Below are 26,101 nucleotides of genomic sequence, written 5' to 3' on the forward strand. Positions count from 1 at the left end.
CCCAATCTCTCAATTACAGCATACGTTGATAAAGATCGCGGTAGGCTTGCGCCGCCACCTGCCAGCTGAAATCCATCGCCATGGCCTGGCGCTGAACATAGCGCCAGAGTGAAGGTCGTGACCAGAGCACAAAGGCGCGACGAATAGCACGCAGCAGTGACCAGGCGTTACTGTCTTCAAAACTGAAGCCGCTGGCGACACCATCCGCCAGGTTCTCCAGAGAGCTATCCTGTACGGTATCGGCCAGACCACCGGTACGACGCACCAGCGGCAGCGTGCCGTATTTCAGACCATAGAGCTGCGTCAGTCCGCAGGGTTCAAAGCGGCTGGGCACCATAATCACATCGGCACCGCCGACAATACGGTGTGAGAACGCTTCGTGATAGCCAATCTGTACGCCCACGCTGCCGGGATGTTCCGCCGCCGCCGCAAGGAAACCCTGCTGCAGTTCGGCATCGCCCTGACCCAGCAACACCAGCTGCCCGCCCTGCGCCAGCAGACCCGGCAGCGCTTCCAGCACCAGATCGAGCCCTTTCTGTTTTGTCAGCCGGCTGATAACACAGAAGACCGGCACTTTGTCATCGACTTTCAGTCCCATGGCGATCTGCAGCTGACGTTTGTTTTCCGCTTTACTCTCCAGCGTGTCGCGGTCATAACGGGCGGTCAGCAGCAGGTCATGCGCCGGATCCCAGATGCCCGGATCCACGCCGTTGAGAATGCCGCTCAGGCGACCTTCACGCAGACGCTGCTCCAGCAGCGATTCCATACCGTAACCAAATTCCGGGCGGGTGATCTCCAGCGCGTAGGTCGGACTGACCGCCGTAATATGATCGGCAAAGAACAGGCCGGCTTTGAGGTAAGAGATCTGGCCGTAAAACTCCAGACCGTGCATACCAAAATATTCCTGCGGGATCTGAATCTCATCCAGATGCCGGGCGTTAAACAGCCCCTGATAGGCAAGGTTGTGTACGGTAAAGACCGTTTTAGCCGGATTGCCGCGCGCGGCAATGTAGGCGCAGGTCAGACCGGCATGCCAGTCATGCGCATGCACAATCTGCGGACGCCACAGTGCGTCCACGCCGCTTGCCAGCTCGGCACCCATCCAGCCCAGCAGCGCAAAACGCAGATAGTTATCGACGTAAGCGAACTGCGATGTGTCGTGGTAGGGGCTGCCGGGACGGTCATACAATCCTGGCGCGTCAATCAGATAAATTCCGACACCGTTGTACTGCCCAAACAGCAGGCGCACGGGTCCGGCAAAGGTTTGCAGCTCTGCTACTACATCAGTATCAGGAATTCCTTTACGCAGATCCGGAAACGCCGGAAGCAATACCCGCGTATCCGTACCATCGGCTATTTGTGCCTGAGGTAATGCGCCGACGACATCAGCCAGTCCGCCCGTTTTCAGCAGCGGAAAAAGCTCTGAACAGACATGTAAAACCTGCATCCTGAACCCCTATTATGTTATCGCGCGCGTTCCACGCGGCGGTTTTTTTGTATGCTTGTCGCCACTCACTGACCCGCGGTGGCCAGCCTGGCCAGCATGGCGCGCGTCACCAGTACGATACCCTCTTCCGATCGGTAAAAACGCCGGCTGTCTTCATCCGGATTCTCTCCAATCACCATGCCTTCCGGGATCTCGCAGGCACGGTCAATCACACAGCGGCGTAGCCGGCACGAACGGCCTACCACAACATCCGGCAGCAGCACCGCTGAATCAATATTGCAAAATGAGTTTACGCGCACGCGCGGAAACAGCACTGAATTCACTACCACGGAGCCGGAAATAATGCAGCCGCCTGATACCAGCGAGTTCATGGTCATGCCATGACTGCCGGAGCGATCCTGCACAAATTTAGCCGGCGGCAGTGGCTCCATATGGGTCCGGATGGGCCATTCCTGATCATACATATCCAGCTCTGGCGTAACGGACGCCAGATCGAGATTGGCGCGCCAGTAGGCCTCCAGCGTGCCCACGTCGCGCCAGTAAGGCTCGGCGTTCTCATCATTCTGCACGCAGGAGAGCGTGAAGGAATGTGCATATGCCTCACCGCTCGCCACAATTTTTGGCAGCAAATCTTTACCAAAGTCGTGACTGGAGTTCTCTACCAGCAAATCGTCTTCCAGTAACTGATAAAGATAGTCGGCATTGAAAACATAGATACCCATACTTGCCAGCGCTTTATCTGCGTCGCCTGGCATAGCGGGCGGCGTCGCGGGTTTCTCAACAAAATCGACCACGTTGTTTTCAGCATCCACTGCCATTACCCCAAAGGCGGTCGCTTCCGCCAGCGGAACCGGCAGACAGGCGATAGTACATTTCGCGCCGCGTTCAGCATGATCGAGCAGCATGCGTGAGTAGTCCATTTTGTAGATATGATCGCCGGCCAGGATCACGATGTACTGTGCGTTATAGCGCCGGATAATATCGAGGTTTTGTGTCACCGCATCGGCGGTGCCGCGATACCAGTGTTCTGTCGCAGCGCGCTGCTGAGCAGGCAGCAAATCGACAAACTCATTCATCTCTTCGTTAAACAGTGACCAGCCGCGCTGAATATGCTGCGTCAGCGTATGCGACTGATACTGGGTAATGACGCCGATGCGCCGGATGCCTGAATTAATGCAGTTGGAAAGGGCAAAGTCGATAATACGAAACTTGCCGCCAAAGTGAACGGCAGGCTTCGCGCGTTTTGCGGTCAGATCTTTCAGACGCGTACCGCGTCCGCCAGCGAGGATCAGGGCAACTGTCTGGGTAGGAAGCTGGCGCGCCAGCATCAGAGGATCGTTTCTGTCTAACTTCACCATGTCTGACTCCTTATGATTGCTTTAGGAACACACACACGCCGCGTGCGGGCCCGTGCCAGACAGTTGTCAAAATGGGATTATCTTCCCCGGCGAAAGGAGGTATGGCATGCCATTCTCCGTCTGGTAAGGCTAGGTCACTGATTGCATCTGTTGCATTTATTGTTATCAGCCAGCGGTCTGACAGCAGGATTTGCATCTGATGCACGCCCCGCTCCCACTCTTCTGGTTCCAGTGGTTTGCCGCTGGTATTGAACCACTGCACCTGACCCTCCCCCTCCTGCCACCAGCAGTCTGCCGTCAGCGCCGGAATGCGCTGGCGCAGCTGGATAAGCGCCGCAGTAAAGTCGACCAGTCCTGAATCATCCTGCTGCCAGTTGAGCCACGTCAGCAGGTTATCCTGACAGTAGGCGTTGTTGTTGCCGTACTGGCTCTGTCCACGCTCATCGCCAGCCAGCAGCATCGGCGTGCCCTGTGCCAGCAGCAGCGTGGTCAGCAGCGCATGCGTGCTGTGCCGCCGCCGCTGTACGACATCCGGATTCGCCTTCAGCCCTTCATGCCCGTGGTTATGGCTGAAGTTATCACTGCTACCGTCGCGGTTGTCCTCGCCGTTAGCCTGATTATGTTTATGGTTATAGCTCACCAGGTCGTGCAGCGTGAAGCCATCATGCGCAGTAATAAAATTAATGCTGGCGTGCGGCTGGCGGCCTGCGTTCTGAAACAGATCGGCTGAGGCGGCAAACCGGCGCGCCAGCTCACCGTTGCTCAGTTCGCCATGCAGCCAGTAGCGGCGTACAGCATCGCGAAAATGGTCGTTCCATTCGGCAAAACCCGGTGGGAACCGGCCCACCTGATAGCCGTTTTCGCCAATGTCCCATGGTTCAGCAATCAGCTTGACCTGTGACAGGATCGGACAGGCACGGATCGCCGCCAGCAGCGGCGCTTCAGCGCAAAACTCTGGCGTACGGCCCAGCACGCTGGCGAGATCAAAGCGGAAACCATCAACGTGACAGTGCTGTACCCAGTAGCGCAGCGCTTCCAGCGCCCACGTCATCACCTGCGGATCGCTGAGATTCAGCGTGTTGCCGCAGCCGGTCCAGTTCTGGTAGTTCCCCTGCTCATCAAGCCAGTAGTAGCTGGCGTTATCCACACCGCGCAGCGACAGCGTCGGACCAATCTCCTCCAGCTCTGCCGTGTGGTTGAATACCACATCCAGGATCACCTCAATACCCGCCGCATGCAGCGTTTTTACCGCCTGCTGAAACTCCTGCAGCGCCGTGACACCCGCTTCGCCTGACGCATAATCCGGATGCACTGCCCAGAGCGCATAGGGGTTATAGCCCCAATAGTTATGCAGCCCCAGCCGCTGCAGCCGCGGCTCACTGGCAAAAGCGGCTACAGGCAAAAGCTCCAGCGCGGTAATGCCCAGATGACGCAGGTACTTCACCATAACAGGGTGGCCGAGCGCCGCATACGTCCCGCGCAGCGTTTCCGGAATTTCCGGATGCAGCTGCGTCAGACCGCGCACGTGCGCTTCATAAATGACCGTGTTGCCCCAGGGCGTACGCGGTGGCCGATCGTCTCCCCAGTCAAAGTCTTCGGCGATAACCAGCGATGCTGGCATACAGCTGGCGCTGTCCTGGCCGTCAGGCTGTGCGATACCACCATACAGCGGTGCGTCATCCGCAACGCTGCCGGTAACGGCTCTGGCGCAGGGGTCCACCAGCAGTTTAGCCGGATTAAAACGGTGTCCCCGCTGCGGGTCCCACGGGCCATAAACGCGATAGCCGTAGCGCTGGCCTGGCTTCAGCCCGGCAACATAGCCGTGCCAGATATCGCCGCTGCGCGCGGGCAGCACAAGGCGCTGCTCCTCGCCTTCACGGCTGAACAGGCAAAGCTCCACCTTCTCTGCGTGACGCGAGAAGAGCGTGAAGTTGACGCCGCGTCCATCATAGCGGGCACCGTGCGGCGCAGGTTCGCCCGCTTCGATCATCAGTCCGCCTCCCGCACCAGCCAGATGGTCGACAGCGGTGGCAGCGTCAGACTCAGCGACTGTGCCCGGCCGTGGCTGGCAATCTCGTCGGTATGGGTGATGCTATGATTGCGCACGTCGCTGCCGTGATAGTCGTGCTGATCGGTATTCAGCACCTCACGCCAGCCGCCGGCCTGATTGACGCCAAAACGGTAATCCTGGCGCGTGACCGGCGTGAAGTTACTGACAACAATGATCTCATTGCCTTCGCGGTCGCGGCGCACAAAGACAAACACCGAGTTATCGTGGTCATCCACCACCAGCCATTCAAAGCCCTGCGGGTCAAAGTCGAGCTGATAAAGTGGCGCATAGTGGCGATAGCTGTGGTTGAGATCGCGTACCAGACGCTGTACGCCGTGATGCCAGTTGTCATCGCCTTCCAGCAGGTGCCAGTCAAGGCTGACGTCATGGTTCCACTCGCGTCCCTGCGCAAACTCATTGCCCATAAACTGCAGCTTTTTACCCGGAAACGCCCACATCCAGCCGTAGTAAGCACGCAGGTTAGCAAACTTCTGCCAGGCGTCACCCGGCATGCGATCAAGAATTGAGCGCTTACCGTGCACCACTTCATCATGTGACAGCGGCAGCACAAAGTTTTCGCTGTAGTTGTAAGCCATACCGAACGTCATCAGATTGTGATGATAGCGGCGATGTACCGGATCGAGCTTCATGTAGTCGAGGGTGTCGTGCATCCAGCCCAGGTTCCACTTGAACCAGAAGCCCAGCCCTTCATTCTCGATCGGGCGCGTGACGCCAGGGAAGTCGGTTGACTCTTCTGCCACGGTGATGCTGCCAGACACGGCAGTGCCCAGCGTCTGATTGGTATGACGCAGAAACGCGATCGCTTCCAGGTTCTCGCGCCCGCCCAGATGATTCGGGATCCACTCGCCCGCTTTACGGCTGTAGTCGCGATAGATCATTGAAGCCACTGCATCCACACGCAGTCCATCAATACCAAATCGTTCCAGCCAGTAAAGCGCGTTACCGGAGAGATAGTTACTGACTTCACGCCGGCCAAAGTTATAGATCAGCGTATTCCAGTCCTGATGATAGCCTTCGCGCGGATCGCTGTGCTCATAGAGTTCGGTGCCGTCAAATTTTGCCAGACCAAAGTCGTCATCAGGGAAATGTCCCGGCACCCAGTCCAGCAGCACGTTAATACCCGCTTCGTGTGCCGCTGCAATAAACTGGCGGAACTCATCACGCGTCCCGAACCGGCGCGTCGGCGCATACATGCCCAGCGGCTGATAACCCCAGCTGCCGTCAAACGGATGCTCATTAATCGGTAGCAGTTCAATATGGGTAAAACCCATCTCTTTGACGTAGGGGATCAGCTGCTCAGCCAGCTCTTTGTAGCTCAGCCAGAAGTTGTTATCGGTGTGGCGTCGCCATGAGCCGAGGTGCACCTCATAAATAGAGATAGGCTGATCAAAACCGTTGGCCGCTTTGCGCGCAGGCTGCATCTCAACCTTCGGCGGCAGCCCGCAGATCATTGACGCCGTCTGCGGACGCATCTGCGCCTCAAACGCAAACGGATCGGCTTTGATACGCATCTGCCCGTGTAAATCGACAATCTCATATTTATAGAGCTGCCCGTTTACCGCGCCCGGCACAAACAGCTCCCAGATCCCGAGTTCACGCCGGAAGCGCATCGGATGACGGCGGCCATCCCAGAAATTGAAATCGCCGACCACAGAGACGCGACGGGCATTCGGTGCCCATACGGCAAAGCGCGTGCCGCTGACGCCATCAATGGTTGCGCCGTGCGCGCCCAGAGTTTCATAGGGACGCTGGTGCGTGCCTTCAGCCAGCAGCCAGGCATCCATATCGGCCAGCAGCGGACCAAAACGGTAAGCATCATCAATCAGATTCTGCTGACCGTGCCAGTTCACCGCCAGCTGATAGCGAAACATGTTCTTGCGGCGCGGAATAATACCGCTGAAAAAACCGCGTGAATCCAGACACTTCAGCTGGCCACATTTGCGGCCGGTTTTGGTTTCGATCACCCAGACTTCAGAGGCATCCGGCAGCAGCGCGCGGACTTCAAGGCCCTGAACGGTCTGGTGCATTCCCAGGACAGAAAAGGGGTCGGCGTAATCCCCGGCAAAAAGCGCATTGATCGCATCGCGATCGGGAAACTCTGACATGACTTTCTTCCTATGATTTTGTGCAGGCGACCGCAGAGGCAGTTGTGCCGCTGTAAGTGCGCTGCTTTTCATTGAGTCATACGTACACCGGCAAGAGAGGCCACCCTCCATGGGAAAATTCGTTGCCAGGTACCACTACTAATTCGCTTACAAAGTACAACCTGTTAACAATCGGTACTTCTCAGTTAAATCATAGCTTGGGGTTGGCAGAAGCCAGGGAGGAACATGAAAAATTGTTGTCAGAAAAACAAAAAAGGGAAGCCGATCACTCGCGGGCGGCAATTTGGCTTATGTTTTGCCCGTCAGCTGATTAAAAAAAAGCCGGGGAACCCCGGCCTGTCTGATGTCGTTGCGCTTAGTCGATCAGCAGACGCAGCATGCGACGCAGCGGTTCTGCCGCACCCCACAGCAGCTGATCGCCGACGGTGAAGGCAGAAAGGTACTCCGGCCCCATGTTAAGCTTGCGCAGACGGCCGACCGGCGTAGTCAGGCGACCGGTAACCGCAGCGGGCGTCAGCTCGCGCATCGTGATCTCGCGATCGTTTGGCACCACTTTCACCCACTCATTATGCGCCGCGAGCAGCTGCTCAATCTCTGCCAGCGGCAGATCTTTTTTCAGCTTCAGCGTGAATGCCTGGCTGTGGCAGCGCAGCGCGCCGACGCGCACGCACAGGCCATCAACCGGAATGATGTTGCCGGTGTTGAGGATCTTGTTGGTTTCGGCCTGCCCTTTCCACTCTTCGCGGCTCTGGCCATTGTCGAGCTGCTTGTCGATCCAGGGGATCAGGCTGCCCGCCAGCGGCACGCCAAAGTTATCCGTCGGCAGCGTACCGGAGCGGGTAAAGTCAGTCACGCTGCGCTCAATCTCCAGAATAGCGGAAGCGGGATCCTGCAGTGCCGGTGCGACATGATCGTGCAGCATGCCCATCTGCGTCAGCAGTTCGCGCATATGACGCGCGCCGCCGCCGGACGCCGCCTGATAAGTTGCCACTGAGGCCCACTCCACCAGATCGTTCGCAAACAGGCCGCCCAGTGACATCAGCATCAGGCTGACGGTGCAGTTGCCACCGACAAAGGTTTTGATGCCGTTGTTCAGTCCGTCACGAATAACCTGATGGTTAACCGGATCGAGAATAATGATGGCGTCGTCTTTCATGCGCAGCGTAGAGGCTGCATCAATCCAGTAACCCTGCCAGCCGTTCTCACGCAGCTTTGGATAGACTTCACTGGTATAGTCGCCGCCCTGGCAGGTAATAATAATGTCGAGCGCTTTCAGCGCGTCGATATTAAACGCATCCTGCAGCGCGCCGGTTGACTTACCGCCAAACGCGGGCGCAGCCTGGCCGAGCTGCGACGTAGAAAAGAACACCGGATTGATCACGTCAAAATCGCGTTCTTCGCTCATTCGTGACATCAGCACAGAGCCGACCATGCCACGCCAACCAATAAAACCTACATTCTTCATTTTCTGTCCGTCTCAGGAGCTCGGGCCGAGGCCTGTATAGTGCATGTATCAGACCCGACGCGAAACGTGCGCGAGCCTGCGTGATATTCAGGTTTACCTGCGACCTTCAACTCTACAAAATGCTGCACTTCTGGCAAGTGAATTAATTCGATTACACCTGTTTTTTCAGCAACAGAGCTAATAATAGTGAACACCAACAGAAAGGAGTGGTTTACCGCCCATGACTGAAATGATATCTGCGACCGTGCTGCTGCTGCTGATTATGGATCCTCTCGGCAATCTGCCCATTTTCATGTCGGTGCTGAAACATCTGGAGCCCAGACGCCGGCGCGTGGTGCTGATGCGTGAAATGCTGATTGCGCTCGGGCTGATGCTGCTGTTTCTGTTTGCCGGTGAACGCATTCTGATGTTCCTGAATCTGCGCACCGAAACGGTCTCGATTTCCGGCGGCATTATTCTGTTTCTGATCGCGATTCGCATGATTTTTCCCTCTGGCGACACCGGCAGCAGCGGCCTGCCGGCTGGCGAGGAGCCGTTTCTCGTGCCGCTGGCTATCCCGCTGGTCGCCGGCCCGTCGCTGCTGGCAACCCTGATGCTGCTGTCGCATCAGTATCCGCATCAGATGAGTCATCTGGTCGGCGCGCTGCTGATCGCCTGGGGGGCTACGGTTATCATTCTGCTGCTATCGGGGCTGTTTCTGCGCCTGCTGGGCGACAAGGGCGTCAACGCGCTGGAACGGCTGATGGGACTGATCCTGATTATGCTGGCGACACAGATGTTCCTGGATGGGATCCGTGCTTATCTGAAGCTCTGACCAACTGCTATAGCTGCGGGCGACTGGCATCGCCCGCACCCCGTCAGTTTTTTTTCTTAATCGGTTTACCGGACCAGTAGCCTGCCAGCAGAGAGCCGGAGAGGTTGTGCCAGACCGAGAAGAGTGCCCCCGGCAGGGCAGCAAGCGGCGAGAAATAGAGCTTGCCGAGCGTGGCCGCCAGCCCCGAGTTCTGCATGCCTACCTCCAGCGCCAGCGTGCGGCAGGTGGACTCATCAAAGCCAAACAGCTTGCCGCCCCAGTAGCCGCCGAGCAGACCGATAGCGTTATGCAGGATCACCGCCAGAATCACCATCAGACCCACCGATCCGATAAAGCTCTGGCTGCCCGCGACCACCGCGCTGATGATCAGCAGAATGCAGAGCATGGAAAACGCCGGCAGCCAGGGTTCAACGCGGCGCACCACGCTGTTCATGGTGTGATGAATAATCAGCCCGAGTGAAATCGGGATCACCACAATTTTCACAATGCTCAGCAGCATCCCCACCACGTCGACCTGAATATGGGTATCAACGTAAAAGCGGGTCAGCAGCGGGGTGGCAAAGACACCGACCAGCGCAGAGACCGAAGAGATCGTCACCGAGAGCGCCACATCGCCCTTTGCCAGATAAATCATTACGTTAGATGCGGTTCCGCTGGCGACACTGCCGACCAGAATCATGCCGGCGGCCAGATCGGGCGGCATCTGAAACAGCTTTGCCAGCGCCCATGCGGCCAGCGGCATCACCAGATAGTGCAGAAAGGTACCGGCAATGACCGGGGCCGGACGCACCAGCACGCGTTTAAAATCGTCGATATTCAGCGTGACGCCCATGCCAAACATAATCAGCATCAGCAGATAAGAGACCCACGGACCAATACCGGTAAAGGTGGATGGTGAGTAATAGGCAGCGACGGAGAGCAGTACAGCCCAGAGTGGAAACAGGCGGGTGAGACTGGCGAGCATGGAGCACATCCTTTTTCAGAGACCTTTTTCCGGTATATAAGCAGGCCGGAGCGGTTTTAAATGGTTTGCCACAGGTGAAGGACCGCGCAGGGAACGATCGCCGCGATCGGAAGGGATCATAACATTTCGTTATCGCCGCCGACGGCGCCAGTGGCAATTGCCTATCAGCTGCTGCATATTGCGTCCTGAGGCGGGAAATAACACTGCGCTTTGCGGCAAACGCCAGCAGATATGGCGGGATTCACCGGGAAAAAAGCCGGACAGCGTCCGGCTAATCAGCATGATAAAGGGGATCAGGCACCAAACAGGTTGTGATGCAGCGCGCGCACTACCGCTTCCGCATCAGGTGTCGGCACCAGGAAACAGAGGTTGTAGCTGCTGGCACCGTAGCAAATCATGCGCAGATTAAACGGCTCCAGCGCCCCAAAGACCTCTTTACCCACGCCGCAGGCTTTCGACAGGTTATTGCCGATAATGGCCACCAGCGCCAGGTTCTCTTCAACTTCAACGCGGCACAGCGAAGAGAGTTCGGTGAGCAGCGCCTGCGTCAGCAGACTATCCACGCTGCTGGTAGAGCCGGTGTTATCCAGCGTCAGCGCCACGCTGACTTCAGAGGTAGTGACCAGATCTACGGAAACGTTATGGCGCGCCAGAATCGCAAACACCTCAGCCAGAAAACCGTGCGCGTGCAGCATGTTCAGGCTGTGCAGCGTCAGCAGCGTCTGCTTGCGACGCAGTGCCAGCGCGCGGAACAGCGGCGGATTGCGCGTTTCATTGCAGACGCGGGTGCCGCCGGCGGCGGGATCTTTACTGGAGCCGACAAACACCGGGATGTCGCTGCGTACCGCCGGCAGCAGCGTGGCGGGATGGAGCACTTTCGCGCCAAAAATGGCCATCTCTGCCGCCTCTTCGAAGGTGATCTCTTCGATACGGCGCGCAGCCGGCACCACGCGCGGATCGGTGGTATAGATACCGGCCACGTCGGTCCAGATATCGATGCGCTCAGCCCGCAGCGCCTCGCCCAGCAGCGCAGCAGTATAATCACTGCCGCCGCGGCCCAGCGTGGTGGTGCGTCCTTTGCTCTCGCTACCGATAAAGCCCTGGGTAACCACCAGCGCCTCCGCAATGCGCGGCTGCAGCTGCGCCGCCGCCAGCGTCTGCAGCTCAGCCACCTGCGGCTCTGCCCGGCCAAAACGATCGCTGGTGCGCATCACTTTGCGTACGTCAAACCACTCTGCATTAACGCCGCGCTCGCGCAGGATCTCGACAAACAGCAGCGTTGACATCAGTTCGCCGTGGCTGACCAGTTCGTCGGTGAGAGCAAGAGAATTTGCCAGCGCCGTGGTGTCTGACAGCATGGTGATGTTTTCCAGCACGCGGTCGATCTCGTCGCGGATTACGTCCGGCGCGGCAAGGCGATCGATAATGGCGTACTGAATACGGCGAATTTCATCCAGCATCTGCGTACGCTCTGCCTGCTCCTGGCCTTCGGCCAGCGCGACCAGCAAATTTGTTACGCCAGCAGACGCAGAGAGCACGACCAGACGGGTATGGGTATCGGACAGCACAACGTCCGCGCTGCGGTTCATGGCATCGAAATCGGCAACGCTGGTGCCACCAAATTTTGCCACAATCAACGGTTGAGACATGTAACAAACCTCGTGTCAGGTTATCTTCTGCCGGGAATTCGGTTCAGAAGACAGGGATAACAGCCTTGGCACAAGAGAAGAGCGGAATTGGACAGACAAGATCAGGAGATGAGTCACCAAAAGCACTTCACCTTGCGAAACGTCCGACTGCGGACGCTTCTGGTGACAACCCAGAGGATTCAGCCCCTGCAGCCGACAGCACAACACTCCGCGTGTTATGCCATCTCGGCGTCGCACCCCCTGATGTGTTTTCGCCGGATACGGATCCTCAAACACACTGCCTGGGCGACGCGCCTCTTCTGGCTTGCACCCGGAGGTGCAAGTCGCGGGCATAAATTATCGACAAATTGTGCTGCTGTCCAGCCTTGTAGCGCCCGGATAAATGATTTTTTAACCCGTGCGGCTCCGGTGAAAACGTGCGCCGCGCCCGGCGCATAATGTCTGGCACAACATCGCCTGCTTACGCGGCTTTTTACTGATGTGCCTCAGAATTTGTCATTTCTGCCTGCTGCATACTGGTGCCTGGATTTCGCTGAAACCGCGCGGCCAGGGTCACAAAATTTTTCCTTTCCCCTTCAACTATGGTCATACTGAAATGCGTTTGTGCGATGCCTGTTCGACTGTACCCGACGCGGTTATGCGCCTGATACACAGGCACAGACCGGGGTATCCGCAGCGCGCCGTAAGAGAAACTAAGCAGGCCGGGCCAGCGGAACGCGCCCGGATGAAATGACGGTTCTTATATCAACAAGAGTGTTGCCATGAAAAATATTAATCCGACACAAACCGCAGCGTGGCAAGCGCTGCAGCAGCATTTTGAACAGATGAAATCAGTGCAGATCGCCGATCTTTTTCAGCAGGATGCCGATCGTTTTGCGAAATTCTCCGCTACGTTCGATGATCAGATGCTGGTGGATTTCTCAAAAAACCGTATCACTGAGGAAACCCTCACTAAATTGCAGGCGCTGGCTAAAGAGACCGACCTGGCGGGCGCCATTAAATCGATGTTCTCCGGCGAGAAGATCAACCGTACGGAAGAGCGCGCCGTGCTGCACGTGGCGCTGCGCAACCGCAGCAATACGCCGATTCTGGTTGATGGCAAAGATGTGATGCCGGAAGTCAACGCCGTGCTGGATAAGATGAAAGGCTTCTCTGAGCGGATCATTAGTGGCGAGTGGAAGGGATATACCGGTAAGCCCATTACTGACGTGGTCAACATCGGTATCGGCGGCTCCGATCTCGGCCCGTTTATGGTTACAGAGGCGCTGCGCCCCTATAAAAACCATCTGAACATGCACTTTGTCTCCAACGTTGACGGTACGCATATTGCCGAGACGCTGAAAGATCTGAATCCGGAAACCACGCTGTTCCTGGTGGCCTCAAAAACCTTCACCACGCAGGAAACCATGACCAATGCGCACAGCGCGCGCGACTGGTTCCTGAAAACGGCGGGCGATCAGCAGCACGTGGCAAAACATTTCGCCGCGCTCTCTACCAACGGCAAAGCGGTCAGCGAGTTTGGTATTGATACCAGCAACATGTTTGAGTTCTGGGACTGGGTGGGCGGGCGCTACTCACTCTGGTCGGCAATTGGCCTCTCTATTATTCTCTCCATCGGCTTTGATAACTTCACGCAGCTGCTCAGCGGCGCACACGCCATGGATCAGCACTTTGCCACTGCCCCGGCAGAGCAGAACCTGCCGGTATTGCTGGCGCTGATTGGTATCTGGTACAACAATTTCTTTGGTGCTGAAACCGAAGCGATTCTGCCTTACGATCAGTATATGCATCGCTTTGCCGCCTATTTCCAGCAGGGCAATATGGAATCGAACGGCAAGTATGTCGATCGCGAGGGCAATCCGGTCGACTATCAGACCGGCCCGATTATCTGGGGCGAGCCTGGCACCAATGGTCAGCATGCGTTTTATCAGCTGATCCACCAGGGAACCAAGCTGGTGCCGTGTGACTTTATCGCACCGGCTATTACCCATAACGCGCTGGCCGATCACCACCAGAAGCTGCTGTCGAACTTTTTTGCTCAGACCGAGGCGCTGGCGTTTGGTAAGTCACGTGATACGGTAGAGAAAGAGTTTACGGATGCCGGCAAATCGGCGGAGTCCGTGGCGCACGTTGTGCCGTTTAAAGTGTTTGAAGGAAACCGTCCGACTAACTCTATTCTGCTGCGCGAAATTACCCCTTACAGCCTTGGCGCGCTGATTGCCCTGTATGAACATAAGATTTTCACACAGGGTGCCATTCTGAATATTTACACGTTTGATCAGTGGGGTGTGGAACTGGGCAAACAGCTGGCGAACCGTATTTTGCCTGAGCTTGAAAATGATGCTGATATTGCCAGCCACGACAGCTCCACCAATGGCTTAATCAATCGCTATAAATCCTGGCGTTAATTTGCGTTAAGATTATCAGGGCGGCCGCTGGCCGCCTTTTTTATCCCGCTAGTTTTCCGGTTTTAATACGGCCATTCATTGCTGATGAAATATCTTCCCCACCTGCTAAAGAAAATCTGACATTACGCTAAGCCACCGTATAAAACACAGCTTTTAACGGATCTGTTTGTATGCGCCAGGCACCCTATCGTGTTGAATGCGCGCCAATTTAAATTTACAACCCGTCAGGAAAATCCGATAATTCCTATTCCGTGCCAAATTTTACTAAAAATGTGTAAAATCCTGCCGTATATAATGTCGTCATATTTATTCTTCAGACAGTGGCAAACGTGCCACGGAAAAAGGGTGTTTACGCCACTTAAGTCTGCCTGTAATACAACAGCAGCCGGATAAGAGCGCGCTTTTTAGTCTGCTGAACGCTGATATTTTACTGCTCTGGCGTGAACGCGCCTGAAACCGGGATAGCGCCTTCATTCTTTTTTGTTCTCAATGCAGGAAACGCTGTTATGAAAAAACTCGTGGCTGCCGGTGCAGCCTTGTTATATATCGCGGCCTCTTCTGCCGCCCATGCCGTACCGGAAGAGACCGGCGCGGCAGCTGGCGCACAGGCGGGAGCTATCTCCTCGGGCGCATCGACTGCGGTGGGAATTGGCGCGCTCGGCGCGCTGGTGGGCCTCGGTCTTGCCGCTGCTGGCGGCGGCGGTGACGGCGCAAATACGGGTACAACAACAACCACAACGGGCACTATCCGTTGATAAGACACTTTTTCTCCTGACCGCACGCCCGTGTGGTTATTTTTGGCTTTTGTTTTTTTGACAGGGATACACAGTGCGCCAACTCTCTTTGCTGCTGCTTTGTCTGTTGCTGCAGGCCTGCACACAGACGCAAAAAGGTCTTGAGCAGACCGTCATGCTTGCCGTTAATGGTCCGGACGACGTGACGGTCAGTGCAGAACAGATTCAGAAACTGCCTTACGCCAGTATGTACGCCCGCATCGACAATGGCGCACGTATCTTTGTGGTACTCGGCTACCTTGAAGCGGGTCAGCAGAAGTGGGTGACTCAGGATAAAGCGATGCTGGTGATGCAGCAGGGACGCCTGGTGAAAACGCTGGGGCTGCGCGACAACCTGCAGGCGGTCAGTAACCTCGCCGGGGATCCGCTGGCTGATGCACTGCATCTGCAGAATGGAGCGAGCTGGACACGCGTCGTGCAGTGGCGTGAACAGGATCGGGTACGCGCCGCAACGGCGACCTCGCAGTTTCAACGCGGCACTGATGAAGTGCTGACGCTGGCGGGAGAAGCGGTACCATGCCGCGTCTGGCATGAAAATGTATCGATGGCGAGCCTGAACCGCACCTGGCAGAACATTTTCTGGATCGACAATCGTGACGGCACGGTGCTGCAGGCGCAGCAGACGCTTGCCGCTGACCAGTTTCCTGTTGTAACCACTCTTCTGAAGCCGGCTAAATCATGAAAAAAATAATTACCTTGCTGGCTGCACTGGCTCTGCCTGCGGCAGGCAGCGCGCTGGCCGCAAGCCAGATTAGCGTGCACACCGCGCCTGGCGAAAGCAGCGTGCAAATCAATGATCTTCAGCGTCTGAGCCAGCTGCTGACGCATCCTGGCCTCAGCACCTGGTGGCCCGGCACCGTCATCGCAGAGCGCGGCGCTACCGCTGCCGTACAGCAACAGCGCAGCCAGCTGCTGGCCGATCTGCGCGCCTGGCAAAACAGCAGCGACGCCGCACTGGGTGCGACCATCGGTGCTGTGATCCGGCAGCTCGACGCGCTGCCGGTTACCGGCCGGCAGTTTACGTCGCTGGATATCGACTGGCTGCGCCTGCATCCGGAGGCAGATCGTGCGCTGCAGGGCAGTTACGATCTTTATACCCTGCCGGAACCGCATCAGGTGCTGATTCTGGGCGCCCTCACCCGGCCTGGCGCAGAATCCTGGCAGCCAGGGCGCAGCGTGCGTGACTATCTCGCCGCACATGACCGCCTGACCGGCGGTGAGCGCAGCGTGGCCACCGTTATTGCGCCCTCTGGCGAGGTCCGGCAGGTCCCGGTCGCGTACTGGAATCAGCGTCATGCTGAAGTCGAACCCGGCAGCATTATCTGGCTCGGCTTTACCTCATGGAGCCTGCCGTGGGGCCAGGCAGATTTAAATACGCGTCTGATTTCTGTTCTGACTCACCGGATCCCGCAATAATGAAAAAACAACTACTGCTCAGCCTGCTGGCTGCATCCGTCTCGGCCGCCTGTCAGGTGCAGGCTGAAACCTGGCCGCAGCCGGTGGGCCCTTCACAATCCGATTTTGGTGGCGTCGGCCTGATGCAGACGCCAACCGCGCGCATGGCGAAAGAGGGCGAATTCAGTCTTAACGCCCGGGATAACGATCAGTACCGCTACTATTCCGCCTCACTGCAGCTTCTGTCGTGGCTGGAAACCACCGTACGCTATACCGATGTGCGCACCCGTCGCTACAGCGGCGTGGAAGATTTCAGTGGTAATCAGAGCTATAAAGATAAAGCGTTCGATCTGAAACTGCGTCTCTGGCAGGAGAGTTACTGGCTGCCGGAGGTGGCGGTGGGTTCGCGCGACCTCGGCGGTACCGGGCTGTTTGACAGCGAGTATCTGGTGGCGTCTAAAGCCTGGGGACCGTTTGATTTTACGCTGGGCCTCGGCTGGGGCTATCTCGGCAGCAGCGGCACCGTGAAAAACCCGTTTTGCTCTTACAGCGACAGCTACTGCAGCCGTACCGGTGGCGGGACGGCCGGTGCAGTCAATGGCTCGCAGCTATTTCATGGCCCCGCTGCCCTGTTTGGCGGCGTGGAGTATCAGACCCCCTGGCAGCCGCTGCGCCTTAAGCTGGAATATGAAGGCAACGACTATCAGGATGACTTTGCCGGACGGCTGGAGCAGCGCAGCAAGGTCAATGCTGGCGCGATTTATCGCCTCACTGACTGGGCAGATATCAACGCCAGCTATGAGCGCGGCAATACCTTTATGTTTGGCATCACCCTTCGCACCAACTTCAACGATCTGCGCCAGACGCATATTGATACGCCGAAACCCGCTTACGACCCGCATCCGCAGGGCGATCTGCTGGATTCTGCCGTGGTCGCCAGCCAGCTCAGCGCACTGAAATATGATGCCGGATTCAACGGCCCGCGCATCCAGACCAAAGGCGCGACCCTTTACGTCAGCGGCGAGCAAATCAAATATCGCGATACGCGCGAAGGGGTTGACCGCGCCAATCGCATAATGATGAATCATCTGCCGGCCGGCATTGATACGATTGCCGTCACAGAGTCGCGCTTTAATATGCCGCAGGTGACGACGCGCACGCAGGTTGCCAGTCTGCATAATACGCTCAGCGGCTATCCGCTGGGACACGATCAGCCGCTGCAGCAGTCGCGCGATAATCCGGTCGATCCGGGCGCAACCGAGCAGGGCCTGTTCATGCGTAAAGATCGCCTGAACTACAGCCTGTCGCCGGTGCTCAACCAGTCAGTGGGCGGGCCGGAAAGCTTCTATATGTATCAGGCTGGCGCGATGGCGAACGCCGATTACTGGCTGACCGATCACCTGCTGGTGGGCGGCAGCCTGTTTGGTAATATCGTGAACAACTATGACCGCTTCAACTATAACGGCGCGCCCTCTGACTCCACGCTACCGCGCGTGCGTACCCATATCCGCGACTATGTGAAAAACAATCTCTACGTCAACGATCTGCAGGCCAACTATATGCGTTACCTCGGTAACAACATTTATGGCCAGGTTTATGGCGGCTATCTGGAAACCATGTATGGCGGCGCCGGTGCTGAAGTGCTCTACCGGCCAGTGGACAGCAACTGGGCAGTGGGCGCAGACGCTAACTACGTTAAACAGCGCGACTGGGACAACATGATGCAGTTCCGCGACTACAAAGCGCCAACCGGCCATCTGACCGCCTACTGGCGTCCGTGGTTTATGCAGGATGTGCTGGTGAAAGCGAGCGTGGGACAGTATCTGGCGAAAGATAAAGGCGCCACGCTGGATGTCTCCAAACGCTACGACAGCGGCGTCACCGTGGGTTTCTACGCCACCAAAACCAACGTTTCATCCGAAGCGTATGGCGAAGGCGACTTTACCAAAGGCTTCTATATTTCGATTCCGATGGATCTGTTTACCGTGACGCCAGCGCGCGGCCGTGCACAGGTGAACTGGGTGCCGCTGACGCGTGATGGTGGCCAGATGCTGAGTCGTAAATATCAGCTCTACGATTTAACCGCCGATCGCGACGCGCGCTTTAATTAACACCATGCGCGGGGTAATACCCGCGCACTTTAGCTGTGCTGATACACACTCCACTTCTCTTCCCCCTGGCGTCAGCCAGACACCGCAAGGTTTCTTGCCTCATTGCTACAGATCCGACCAGCACAGCTGCATTTGCCTCCATAATGGTTAAAACGAAAATGGTTTCCACGTACAACGCTGAAATGGAGCAACTATGGCTACCCCGGTACCGGCTAAACGCGGAAAAAAACCTCGCGTCACACCCCCTGCGGCTACGCCGCCTGCTGGCGGTCAGGTTCAGTCGCTGACGCGCGGCCTGCGTCTGCTGGAGTTGATTGCCGATGCGCACGGCAGCGTGGCGCTGACTGAACTGGCGCAGCAGGCGGGCCTGCCAAATTCAACCACGCATCGTCTGCTCTCCACGATGCAGCAGCAGGGCTTTGTGCATCAGGTGGGCGATCTGGGCTACTGGACGATTGGCGCCCATGCGTTTGTGGTGGGCAGCAGTTTTCTGCAGAGCCGCAATCTGCTGGCCATTGTGCATCCGGTGTTACGGCGGCTGATGGAGGAAGCCGGCGAGACGGTGAATCTGGCGGTGCTGGATCTCAGTGATTATCAGGCGGTGATTGTTGATCAGGTGCAGTGCACGCAGCTGATGCGAATGTCAGCCCCGATTGGCGGCAAGCTGCCGATGCACGCCTCCGGCGCCGGAAAAGCCTTTCTGGCCCATCTGAATGATGAACAGGTGACCGCGCTGCTGCATCAGAAAGGCCTGCACGGTTATACCCCCAAAACGCTGATGTCGCCGCATACGCTGAAAGAGAATCTGGCGCTGATCCGCAAAATGGGCTTCTCACACGATGATGAGGAGCATGCGCTGGGGCTGCGCTGCGTAGCGGCGCCCATTTATGACGAGCACGGCGACGCCTTTGCCGCGATCTCTATTTCAGGCCCGCTGGCCCGCATGACGGACGATCGCATCACCGAACTGGGCGCGCTGGTGATCCGCGCCGCCCGGACGGTCACGCAGGCTTATGCCGGACGTTAAACCGCCACCGTGGCGTAGCGCACGCTGAAGCGCCGGGCGTTACGCCACGCCATCGCCTCTTCAACATGGCCGTTGCGGATGCGCACCTGCAGCGCCCGCCACCAGCCAGGGTCAAACAGCTGCGGATGCAGCGCCTGCAGCAGCCTGCCGGTCGCGGGTTCGCTGCAGAGCGCGTAGCGGAACGTCTCCGGAAATACATCATCTGCTCCGACGCTGTACCAGGGCTCGGCCTGCAGCTCCTGCTCTTCATAACGCGCTGGCGGAACGTCGCGGAATATCAGCTCGGTCATCAGGCGAATTTCATCGTAATCATAAAACACCACGCGGCCGTGGCGCGTCATACCGAAATTTTTAAACAGCATGTCGCCGGGAAAAATATTCGCCGCCGCCAGCTGAGAGATGGCGTTGCCGTACTCCTCCAGCGCATGCCGTCGCTGCGCTTCGCTGGCGTGCTGCAGCCAGAGATTGAGCGGCTCCATGCGGCGCTCCAGCCAGAGATGGCGAATGATCACGCTGTCACCGCGCAGCGTTATCTTTTCCGGTATATCACGCATGAATTCCGCCATCAGCGCGTCAGGAATGCGCGCGCGCGGCAAAGCAAAGTAGCGAAACTCCTGCGTATCGGCCATGCGTCCGACGCGATCGTGCTCTTTTACCAGCTGGTAACAGGCGTGTACCTGCGCTTCCGTTACCTCTTTTTGCGGCGCGAAACGATCTTTGATGACCTTGAACACCCGATCGTAACCCGGCAGGGTAAAGACCAGCATCACCATGCCGCGTATGCCAGGCGCCAGGGTAAATGCGTCATCATGGCAGGCCAGATAGTGCAGATATTCGCGGTAGATCTCGGTTTTACCATGTTTCTGGCAGCCAATGGCGATATAGAGCCCGGCCAGGGTTTTGCCAGGCAGCAGCGGCTGCAGCCACGCCACCAGCGCCGCAGGCACCGGGGCGTAAACCATAAAGCTGGCGCGGGCGAAGCCGAAAACGATACTTGCCTCATCGCGATCCGTCAGACAGGTATCGATCCACAGCTGTCCGCTGCTGTCGCGCTGGATCGGCAGCAGACAGGGCAGGATCTCACCGCAGCTGAACTGCAGCCGCGCGATAATCCACGCAGTTTTGTTACGATAAAAGAGTTCGCTGGCGACCTCCAGCGTGGCACCCTCCAGCTGCACCGCGCTGAACGCTTCCCTCAGATGCTGCTCGATCCAGCGGATATCGCGTGCCAGATCCTGCCACGGCAGCCGCAGAGGCAGCTCGGATACTAACTGCCGCAGCGCACTCTGCCAGTCGGGCCGGGGAGCATAGAGACGCGACAGCGGACGCTGCGCTTCCGGTTGTTTCAGTGCCGGCTGCGAAGCGTGAATAAACAGGCGCTCCGGAAACAGATGGCTGTGCCCCTGCAGACGACAGTAAACGGAATTAAAAAAGCTCTCGGCAATTTCATGGCGCGGATAGCCCGGCAGCAGCGCCTCATAATGCGCTTTTACCCGCAGCCAGAATGCGGTGTCCCACTCCGTCTGCCCGCTCAGTACGCGTAACTGACTGACCACCAGCGTGACATGATGATCATACAGGTGAATACGCTCCTTCATAGCGCGCTGCACCGCCGGCCAGTCAGCCTGCTCAAACCGCTGCTGCGCGCCGGCGGTGATATCAAGGAAACGTCCGTACTGCGCGTCAAAGCCCTGCAGGATAGTGTGAGCAATAAGGGATTCTCTGGGTGACATCAGCCACCTCCGGTACGCGATTGCCATAAGACGCGCCGCTGCGCGGCAGCGGCGCCTGCTTTTCACGTCAGGTCTGACGTTATCAGAACTGTGCGGTTTCCGTAGAGCCGGTCAGCGCCGTTACAGAAGATGCGCCACCCTGAATCACCGTGGTGATACGGTCAAAATAACCGGTGCCCACTTCCTGCTGATGTGCGGAAAAGGTGTAGCCTTTATCGCGCGCCGCAAATTCCGGCTGCTGCACTTTTTCAACGTAGTGGCGCATGCCCTCCCCCTGCGCATAAGCGTGCGCCAGGTCAAACATGCTGAACCACATACTGTGGATACCTGCCAGCGTGATGAACTGAAAGCGATAGCCCATGTCGCTCAGCGCCTGCTGAAAGCGGGCGATGGTGCGATCGTCGAGGTTTTTCTTCCAGTTAAACGAAGGCGAGCAGTTATAGGCCAGCAGTTTGCCCGGAAAACGTGCGTGTATCGCGTCCGCAAAGCGCTGCGCCAGCGCCAGATCGGGCGTGGAGGTTTCACACCACAAAACATCGGCATAAGGCGCATAGGCAAGCCCGCGGCTGATCGCCTGCTCAATGCCGGCACGGGTGCGAAAGAATCCCTCTGGCGTACGTTCGCCAGTGATAAACGCGCTGTCGTTTGGATCGCAGTCAGAGGTAATTAAGTCGGCGGCGTCTGCATCAGTGCGCGCAATCAGCACGGTGGGCACATTCATGACATCAGCCGCGAGACGTGCTGCCACCAGTTTCTGAATCGCGTCCTGCGTCGGCACCAGCACCTTACCGCCCATATGACCGCATTTCTTAACCGCCGCCAGCTGATCTTCAAAATGCACGGCGCCAGCCCCGGCCACAATCATCGATTTCATCAGCTCAAAAGCGTTCAGTACGCCGCCAAAGCCCGCCTCCGCATCGGCCACTATCGGCAGAAAATAGTCGACATACGCGTCATCCTCCGGTGACAGACCACTCGCCCACTGGATCTGATCGGCGCGCTGAAAACTCTGATTAATCCGCTGCACCACTTCCGGCACAGAGTTAACCGGATAGAGCGACTGATCGGGATACATCTGTCCGGCGAGGTTTGCATCCGCTGCCACCTGCCAGCCCGAGAGATAGATCGCTTCGATACCGGCTTTCGCCTGCTGCACTGCCTGCCCCCCGGTTAACGCACCAAGGCTATTGATATAACCTTTAGTCGCGCCGCCGTTCAGCAGCGACCAGAGCCTGACGGCGCCCCGTTCTGCCAGCGTGCAGGCGGGCGTTACCGAGCCGCGCAGGCTGATGACCTCTTCTGCCCGATAGGGACGCGTGATACCGTTCCAGCGCGCATCCTGCCAGCTCATTTCCAGTTGTGTGATCTGTTGTGTCCGATTCATAGCACTCTCTCCGGGGATCAGGCCAGCAGGCGGTAGCCTGGCAGCGTCAGAAATGGAACCAGCTCTTTATCCGTGGTGATTTTCGCCATCAGCGCGGCCGCATCTTCAAAACGTCCCTGCTGAAAACGTACGTCGCCGTAGCGCTGGCGCAGTGCGGCCAGCTCTTCGTCAAGAAACTGCTCAAACAAGGCAGCGGTGACCAGCTGGCCATCACTCAGGATCTGTTTGTGCCGGATCCACTGCCAGATAGAGGCGCGGGCGATTTCAGCCGTTGCTGCATCCTCCATCAGTCCCTCAATCGGTACGCAGCCGTTGCCGCTAATCCAGGCCTCCAGATACTGCAGCGCTACGCGGATGTTTGCGCGCATTCCCGCTTCAGTACGCAGACCGCGGCAGGGACGCAGCAGCCGTCCGGCCGTTACCGGTGGATCGGTATCACGCGTTACGTGTAACTGATTAGCGTGCTCACCCAGCTGGCGATTGAACACCTCCATTGCACTGTCCGCCAGACCGGGATGCGCCACCCAGGTGCCGTCATGACCGTTGCCCGCTTCGCGCGCTTTATCTTCTTCAACCTTCTCTTTTACCCACCTATTCCGCGCTTCCTCTTTCGCCGGAATGAGTGCAGACATACCGCCCATGGCCAGTACGCCCCGCCGGTGGCAGGTTTTGATCAGCAGCCGGGAATAGGCGTCCAGAAAGGGCTGATCCATGGTGATCTGCTGCCGATCGGGCAGAATGCGGTCGCTATGCTGACCCAGCGTTTTGATGTAGCTGAAGATGTAATCCCAGCGGCCGCAGTTAAGCGCCACCGCGTGGTCGCGCAGCTCCCACAGGATCTCATCCATCTGGAACACCGCGGGCAGCGTTTCAATCAGTACCGTGGCCTTGATCGTGCCGCGCGGCAGATCAAAACGATCTTCGCTGAAGCGAAAGATCTCACGCCACCATGCCACCTCACTGGCGTGTTCGGTTTTAGGCAGATAAAACCACGGCGCGTGCCCTTTCTCCTGCAGTGCCCGCACGTTATGGAACACGTAGAGGGCAAAATCAAACAGGCCAGCCGGAATCGCTTTATCGCGCCATTCCACGTGTTTTTCGTCCAGATGTAATCCGCGTACCCGGCACATCAGCAGTGCAGGATCGGAACGCAGCTGGTAGATCCGGCCATCTTCGCGCGTGAATCGCAGCGTACCGGCGACCGCCTCGCGCAACACCTGCTGCCCGTCCATCAGTTTGTTCCAGCACGGCGCCAGTGAATCTTCAAAGTCAGCCATGAAGACTTTGACGTTGGCATTCAGGGCGTTAATCGTCATTTTGCGATCGGGTGGCCCGGTAATTTCGACCCGGCGATCGCACAGCAGCGCCGGCAGTGCGCGCACCTGCCAGGCGCTTTCACGAATGGAAGCCGTTTCCGGATTAAAGTCGGGCAGTGCTCCGCGATCGTACTCCTGCTGACGTTGCCGGCGTACCTTAAGCAGACGATCGCGTTCCGGGGCAAAGCGCATAACCAGCGCCTGCAGAAAGTCGATAGCGGCCGGCGTCAGCAGCTGCTGCTCCTTGTCAGAGAAGGGCTGAGTGAAGGTCAGCGTTGAATGAATAACCGTATCTGTCATGCTGGCTGTCTCCTGAAGCGATCCGGCTTTATCGCCGGGATCGGGGTACTGGATGTTTTGTAACCGACAGGATCAGAGCATATGTATTTTAATTTTTATTTCAAAAACTATTTCCATTTTTATGACAGATAATATTTAACCCTATGAAAATGATGTTATTTAAATCTTCGAAATAAAGGCAATAGTTTCTGCTTTGGAAAAAACATAAAAAAACCGCGATGGCCTGAGGGCGATCGCGGTGGAGAGAAGCTAAAAAGAGATCAGTCGAGAGTCGGATTCATATGGCGCAGATCAAACGGCGTGATCTGGTAAACATAGTAGTTCAGCCAGTTAGAGAACAGCAGGTTGCCGTGGCTGCGCCAGGTCGCACGTGGCGGCAGGGCCGGATTGTTCTGCGGGAAATAGTTAAACGGAACTTCCGGCTGCAGGCCCGCATCATTATCCCGGTGAAATTCACCTGCAAGGGTCAGCGCGTCATATTCGGGATGCCCGGTTACAAAGGCCAGCCGCTTGTCCCGGCTCGCCATCAGATAAGCGCCGGTCGCTTCAGATTCAGCAAACAGCTCAAGATCGGTATAGTCACGAATCAGCTGGCTGGGGAAATCAGCATAGCGCGAATGCGGCGCCAGAAAATTGTCATCAAAGCCGCGCGTCAGCAACGCATGCGGATGCAGGATCTGATGCTCATAGACGCCGGACAGTTTATTCTGTCGCGTCTGTTTGGGTATGCCATACAGGATATTCAGCGCGGCCTGTACCGCCCAGCAGACAAACAGCGTAGAAGTAACGTGCTCGTTTGCCCAGTGCAGCACGCGCTGGATCTGCGGCCAGTAAGCCACATCGTTGAAGTCAACCAGCCCCAGCGGCGCACCTGTCACAATCAGACCATCGAAGTTATCGTGCTGAATATCTTCAAAATTGCAGTAAAAGTTATTCAGGTGTTCGCTGGGAGTATTACGTGATTCACGGCTGTCTATGCGCAACAGCTGTACATCAATTTGCAGCGGTGAGTTCGAGAGCAGACGTAAAAACTGATTTTCAGTCTCGATCTTTTTTGGCATCAGGTTAAGGATCAATACTTTTAACGGGCGGATCTCCTGAACACGGGCACGCGATGAGGTCATCACAAACACATTTTCATCACGTAAGAAATTCACTGCCGGTAATTCGTCGGGCACCCTGATTGGCATAACCTGCTCACCTCTTGCTGATAACCATATAAACGTTTAGACATCCAGATGCCCGAGATTAGCCTGGCAGAAGGCGAATGTCGAGAATTCATGCTATTTATGAAAATGTTTCAGCTTAAAGTGGTATAGCCGGCAGCGGCAGAGAGGAAGGAAAAGTGCACCGGCATAAAAAGCCGGAAGGTAAGATGTTTTTTAAGGTGAAAAAAGTACGCATAGCGTACTGATGCCTGAGCAAAGCCCGTGAGCGAACGTAAAAGTTATTTTCTGCAGACGTAAAAAAGCCCTGAACAGACGTTCAGGGCTCTCTTACTTGTTGGATGCCTGGCAGTTCCCTACTCTCGCATGGGGAGACCCCACACTACCATCGGCGCTACGGCGTTTCACTTCTGAGTTCGGCATGGGGTCAGGTGGGACCGCCGCGCTGTGGCCGCCAGGCAAATTCTGTTATCCGGTAAAACAAGCTGAAAATCGGTCTCTCAAAACGCCTCTGGCGTTGTAAGGTTAAGCCTCACGGGTCATTAGTACCGGTTAGCTCAACGCATCGCTGCGCTTACACACCCGGCCTATCAA

18 protein-coding genes, 1 rRNA gene and 1 riboswitch are annotated in these 26,101 nt (G+C 57.0%); of the genes, 7 read left to right on the forward strand and 12 right to left on the reverse strand.

Annotated features, from left to right (window positions below; genetic code table 11):
- Positions 1-13: 13 nt before the first annotated feature.
- The 5 genes from glgA to asd all read right to left on the reverse strand — a co-directional run bounded on the left by glgA (position 14) and on the right by asd (position 8,446).
- A complete protein-coding gene (gene glgA / locus BBA90_RS18390; RefSeq protein WP_065650397.1) occupies positions 14-1,447 on the reverse strand; it encodes a glycogen synthase GlgA in 1,434 nt (477 codons plus the stop codon).
- Between the two features lie 65 nt (positions 1,448-1,512).
- Positions 1,513-2,805: a glucose-1-phosphate adenylyltransferase gene (gene glgC, locus BBA90_RS18395; protein ID WP_065650398.1), complete on the reverse strand. Its 1,293-nt coding sequence runs from the start codon at positions 2,803-2,805 to the stop codon at positions 1,513-1,515.
- Between the two features lie 10 nt (positions 2,806-2,815).
- Complete coding sequence (glgX, locus tag BBA90_RS18400; protein WP_065650399.1) at positions 2,816-4,795, reverse strand: glycogen debranching protein GlgX; 1,980 nt, start codon at positions 4,793-4,795, stop codon at positions 2,816-2,818.
- Entirely contained in the window at positions 4,795-6,981 is a 2,187-nt protein-coding gene (gene glgB, locus BBA90_RS18405) for a 1,4-alpha-glucan branching enzyme (protein WP_065650400.1), read from the reverse strand. The genes glgX and glgB overlap by 1 nt, the downstream gene beginning before the upstream one ends.
- 355 nt (positions 6,982-7,336) lie before the next feature.
- Positions 7,337-8,446, reverse strand: a complete 1,110-nt coding sequence (gene asd, locus BBA90_RS18410; RefSeq protein ID WP_065650401.1) for an aspartate-semialdehyde dehydrogenase — start codon at positions 8,444-8,446, stop codon at positions 7,337-7,339.
- Between the two features lie 220 nt (positions 8,447-8,666).
- Between asd and BBA90_RS18415 the strand changes: the two genes are divergently transcribed.
- Positions 8,667-9,260, forward strand: a complete 594-nt coding sequence (locus BBA90_RS18415; protein ID WP_039381881.1) for a YhgN family NAAT transporter — start codon at positions 8,667-8,669, stop codon at positions 9,258-9,260.
- Between the two features lie 43 nt (positions 9,261-9,303).
- Here BBA90_RS18415 and panS read toward each other — a convergent pair whose 3' ends face one another.
- Both panS and lysC read right to left on the reverse strand, forming a co-directional pair.
- Positions 9,304-10,224: a ketopantoate/pantoate/pantothenate transporter PanS gene (gene panS / locus BBA90_RS18420; protein ID WP_065650402.1), complete on the reverse strand. Its 921-nt coding sequence runs from the start codon at positions 10,222-10,224 to the stop codon at positions 9,304-9,306.
- Positions 10,225-10,517: 293 nt separating this feature from the next.
- Entirely contained in the window at positions 10,518-11,873 is a 1,356-nt protein-coding gene (gene lysC, locus BBA90_RS18425) for a lysine-sensitive aspartokinase 3 (RefSeq protein WP_065650403.1), read from the reverse strand.
- A 112-nt stretch (positions 11,874-11,985) separates the two neighbouring features.
- A riboswitch (Lysine riboswitch) is annotated at positions 11,986-12,180 on the reverse strand.
- A 454-nt stretch (positions 12,181-12,634) separates the two neighbouring features.
- On the opposite strand from lysC, the gene pgi reads away from it, so the two are divergent.
- From pgi to iclR, 6 genes are all read left to right on the forward strand, one after another.
- On the forward strand, positions 12,635-14,281 hold the full coding sequence (gene pgi, locus BBA90_RS18430) for a glucose-6-phosphate isomerase (RefSeq protein WP_065650404.1): 1,647 nt from the start codon (positions 12,635-12,637) through the stop codon (positions 14,279-14,281).
- 506 nt (positions 14,282-14,787) lie between these two features.
- A complete protein-coding gene (gene yjbE / locus BBA90_RS18435) occupies positions 14,788-15,036 on the forward strand; it encodes an exopolysaccharide production protein YjbE (RefSeq protein ID WP_065650405.1) in 249 nt (82 codons plus the stop codon).
- 73 nt (positions 15,037-15,109) lie between these two features.
- Positions 15,110-15,757 (forward strand): YjbF family lipoprotein, encoded by a 648-nt coding sequence (locus BBA90_RS18440; protein WP_065650406.1) that lies wholly within the window; start codon positions 15,110-15,112, stop codon positions 15,755-15,757.
- Positions 15,754-16,491 carry a capsule biosynthesis GfcC family protein gene (locus BBA90_RS18445; RefSeq protein ID WP_065650407.1) on the forward strand — a complete coding sequence of 246 codons (738 nt, stop codon included), beginning with the start codon at positions 15,754-15,756 and terminating at the stop codon, positions 16,489-16,491. Before BBA90_RS18440 ends, BBA90_RS18445 begins: the two co-directional genes overlap by 4 nt.
- Positions 16,491-18,581, forward strand: a complete 2,091-nt coding sequence (locus BBA90_RS18450; protein ID WP_065650408.1) for a YjbH domain-containing protein — start codon at positions 16,491-16,493, stop codon at positions 18,579-18,581. The genes BBA90_RS18445 and BBA90_RS18450 overlap by 1 nt, the downstream gene beginning before the upstream one ends.
- A gap of 193 nt (positions 18,582-18,774) precedes the next feature.
- Positions 18,775-19,608, forward strand: a complete 834-nt coding sequence (gene iclR, locus BBA90_RS18455) for a glyoxylate bypass operon transcriptional repressor IclR (protein WP_065650409.1) — start codon at positions 18,775-18,777, stop codon at positions 19,606-19,608.
- Here iclR and aceK read toward each other — a convergent pair.
- From aceK to rrf, 5 genes are all read right to left on the reverse strand, one after another.
- Complete coding sequence (gene aceK / locus BBA90_RS18460) at positions 19,605-21,341, reverse strand: bifunctional isocitrate dehydrogenase kinase/phosphatase (RefSeq protein WP_065650410.1); 1,737 nt, start codon at positions 21,339-21,341, stop codon at positions 19,605-19,607. The two genes, iclR and aceK, sit on opposite strands and share 4 nt — an antisense overlap.
- 82 nt (positions 21,342-21,423) lie before the next feature.
- Positions 21,424-22,725 carry an isocitrate lyase gene (gene aceA / locus BBA90_RS18465; protein WP_065650411.1) on the reverse strand — a complete coding sequence of 434 codons (1,302 nt, stop codon included), beginning with the start codon at positions 22,723-22,725 and terminating at the stop codon, positions 21,424-21,426.
- Between the two features lie 17 nt (positions 22,726-22,742).
- Positions 22,743-24,341, reverse strand: coding sequence for a malate synthase A (gene aceB / locus BBA90_RS18470; RefSeq protein ID WP_065650412.1), 1,599 nt, complete (start codon positions 24,339-24,341; stop codon positions 22,743-22,745).
- A gap of 260 nt (positions 24,342-24,601) precedes the next feature.
- Positions 24,602-25,531: a homoserine O-acetyltransferase MetA gene (gene metA / locus BBA90_RS18475; protein ID WP_065650413.1), complete on the reverse strand. Its 930-nt coding sequence runs from the start codon at positions 25,529-25,531 to the stop codon at positions 24,602-24,604.
- A gap of 319 nt (positions 25,532-25,850) precedes the next feature.
- Positions 25,851-25,966: ribosomal RNA gene (rrf, locus tag BBA90_RS18480) — 5S ribosomal RNA — on the reverse strand.
- Positions 25,967-26,101: the final 135 nt, after the last annotated feature.

Origin of the sequence: Pantoea eucrina, assembly GCF_001691555.1 — a bacterium.
Lineage (GTDB): Bacteria > Pseudomonadota > Gammaproteobacteria > Enterobacterales > Enterobacteriaceae > Pantoea > Pantoea borealis.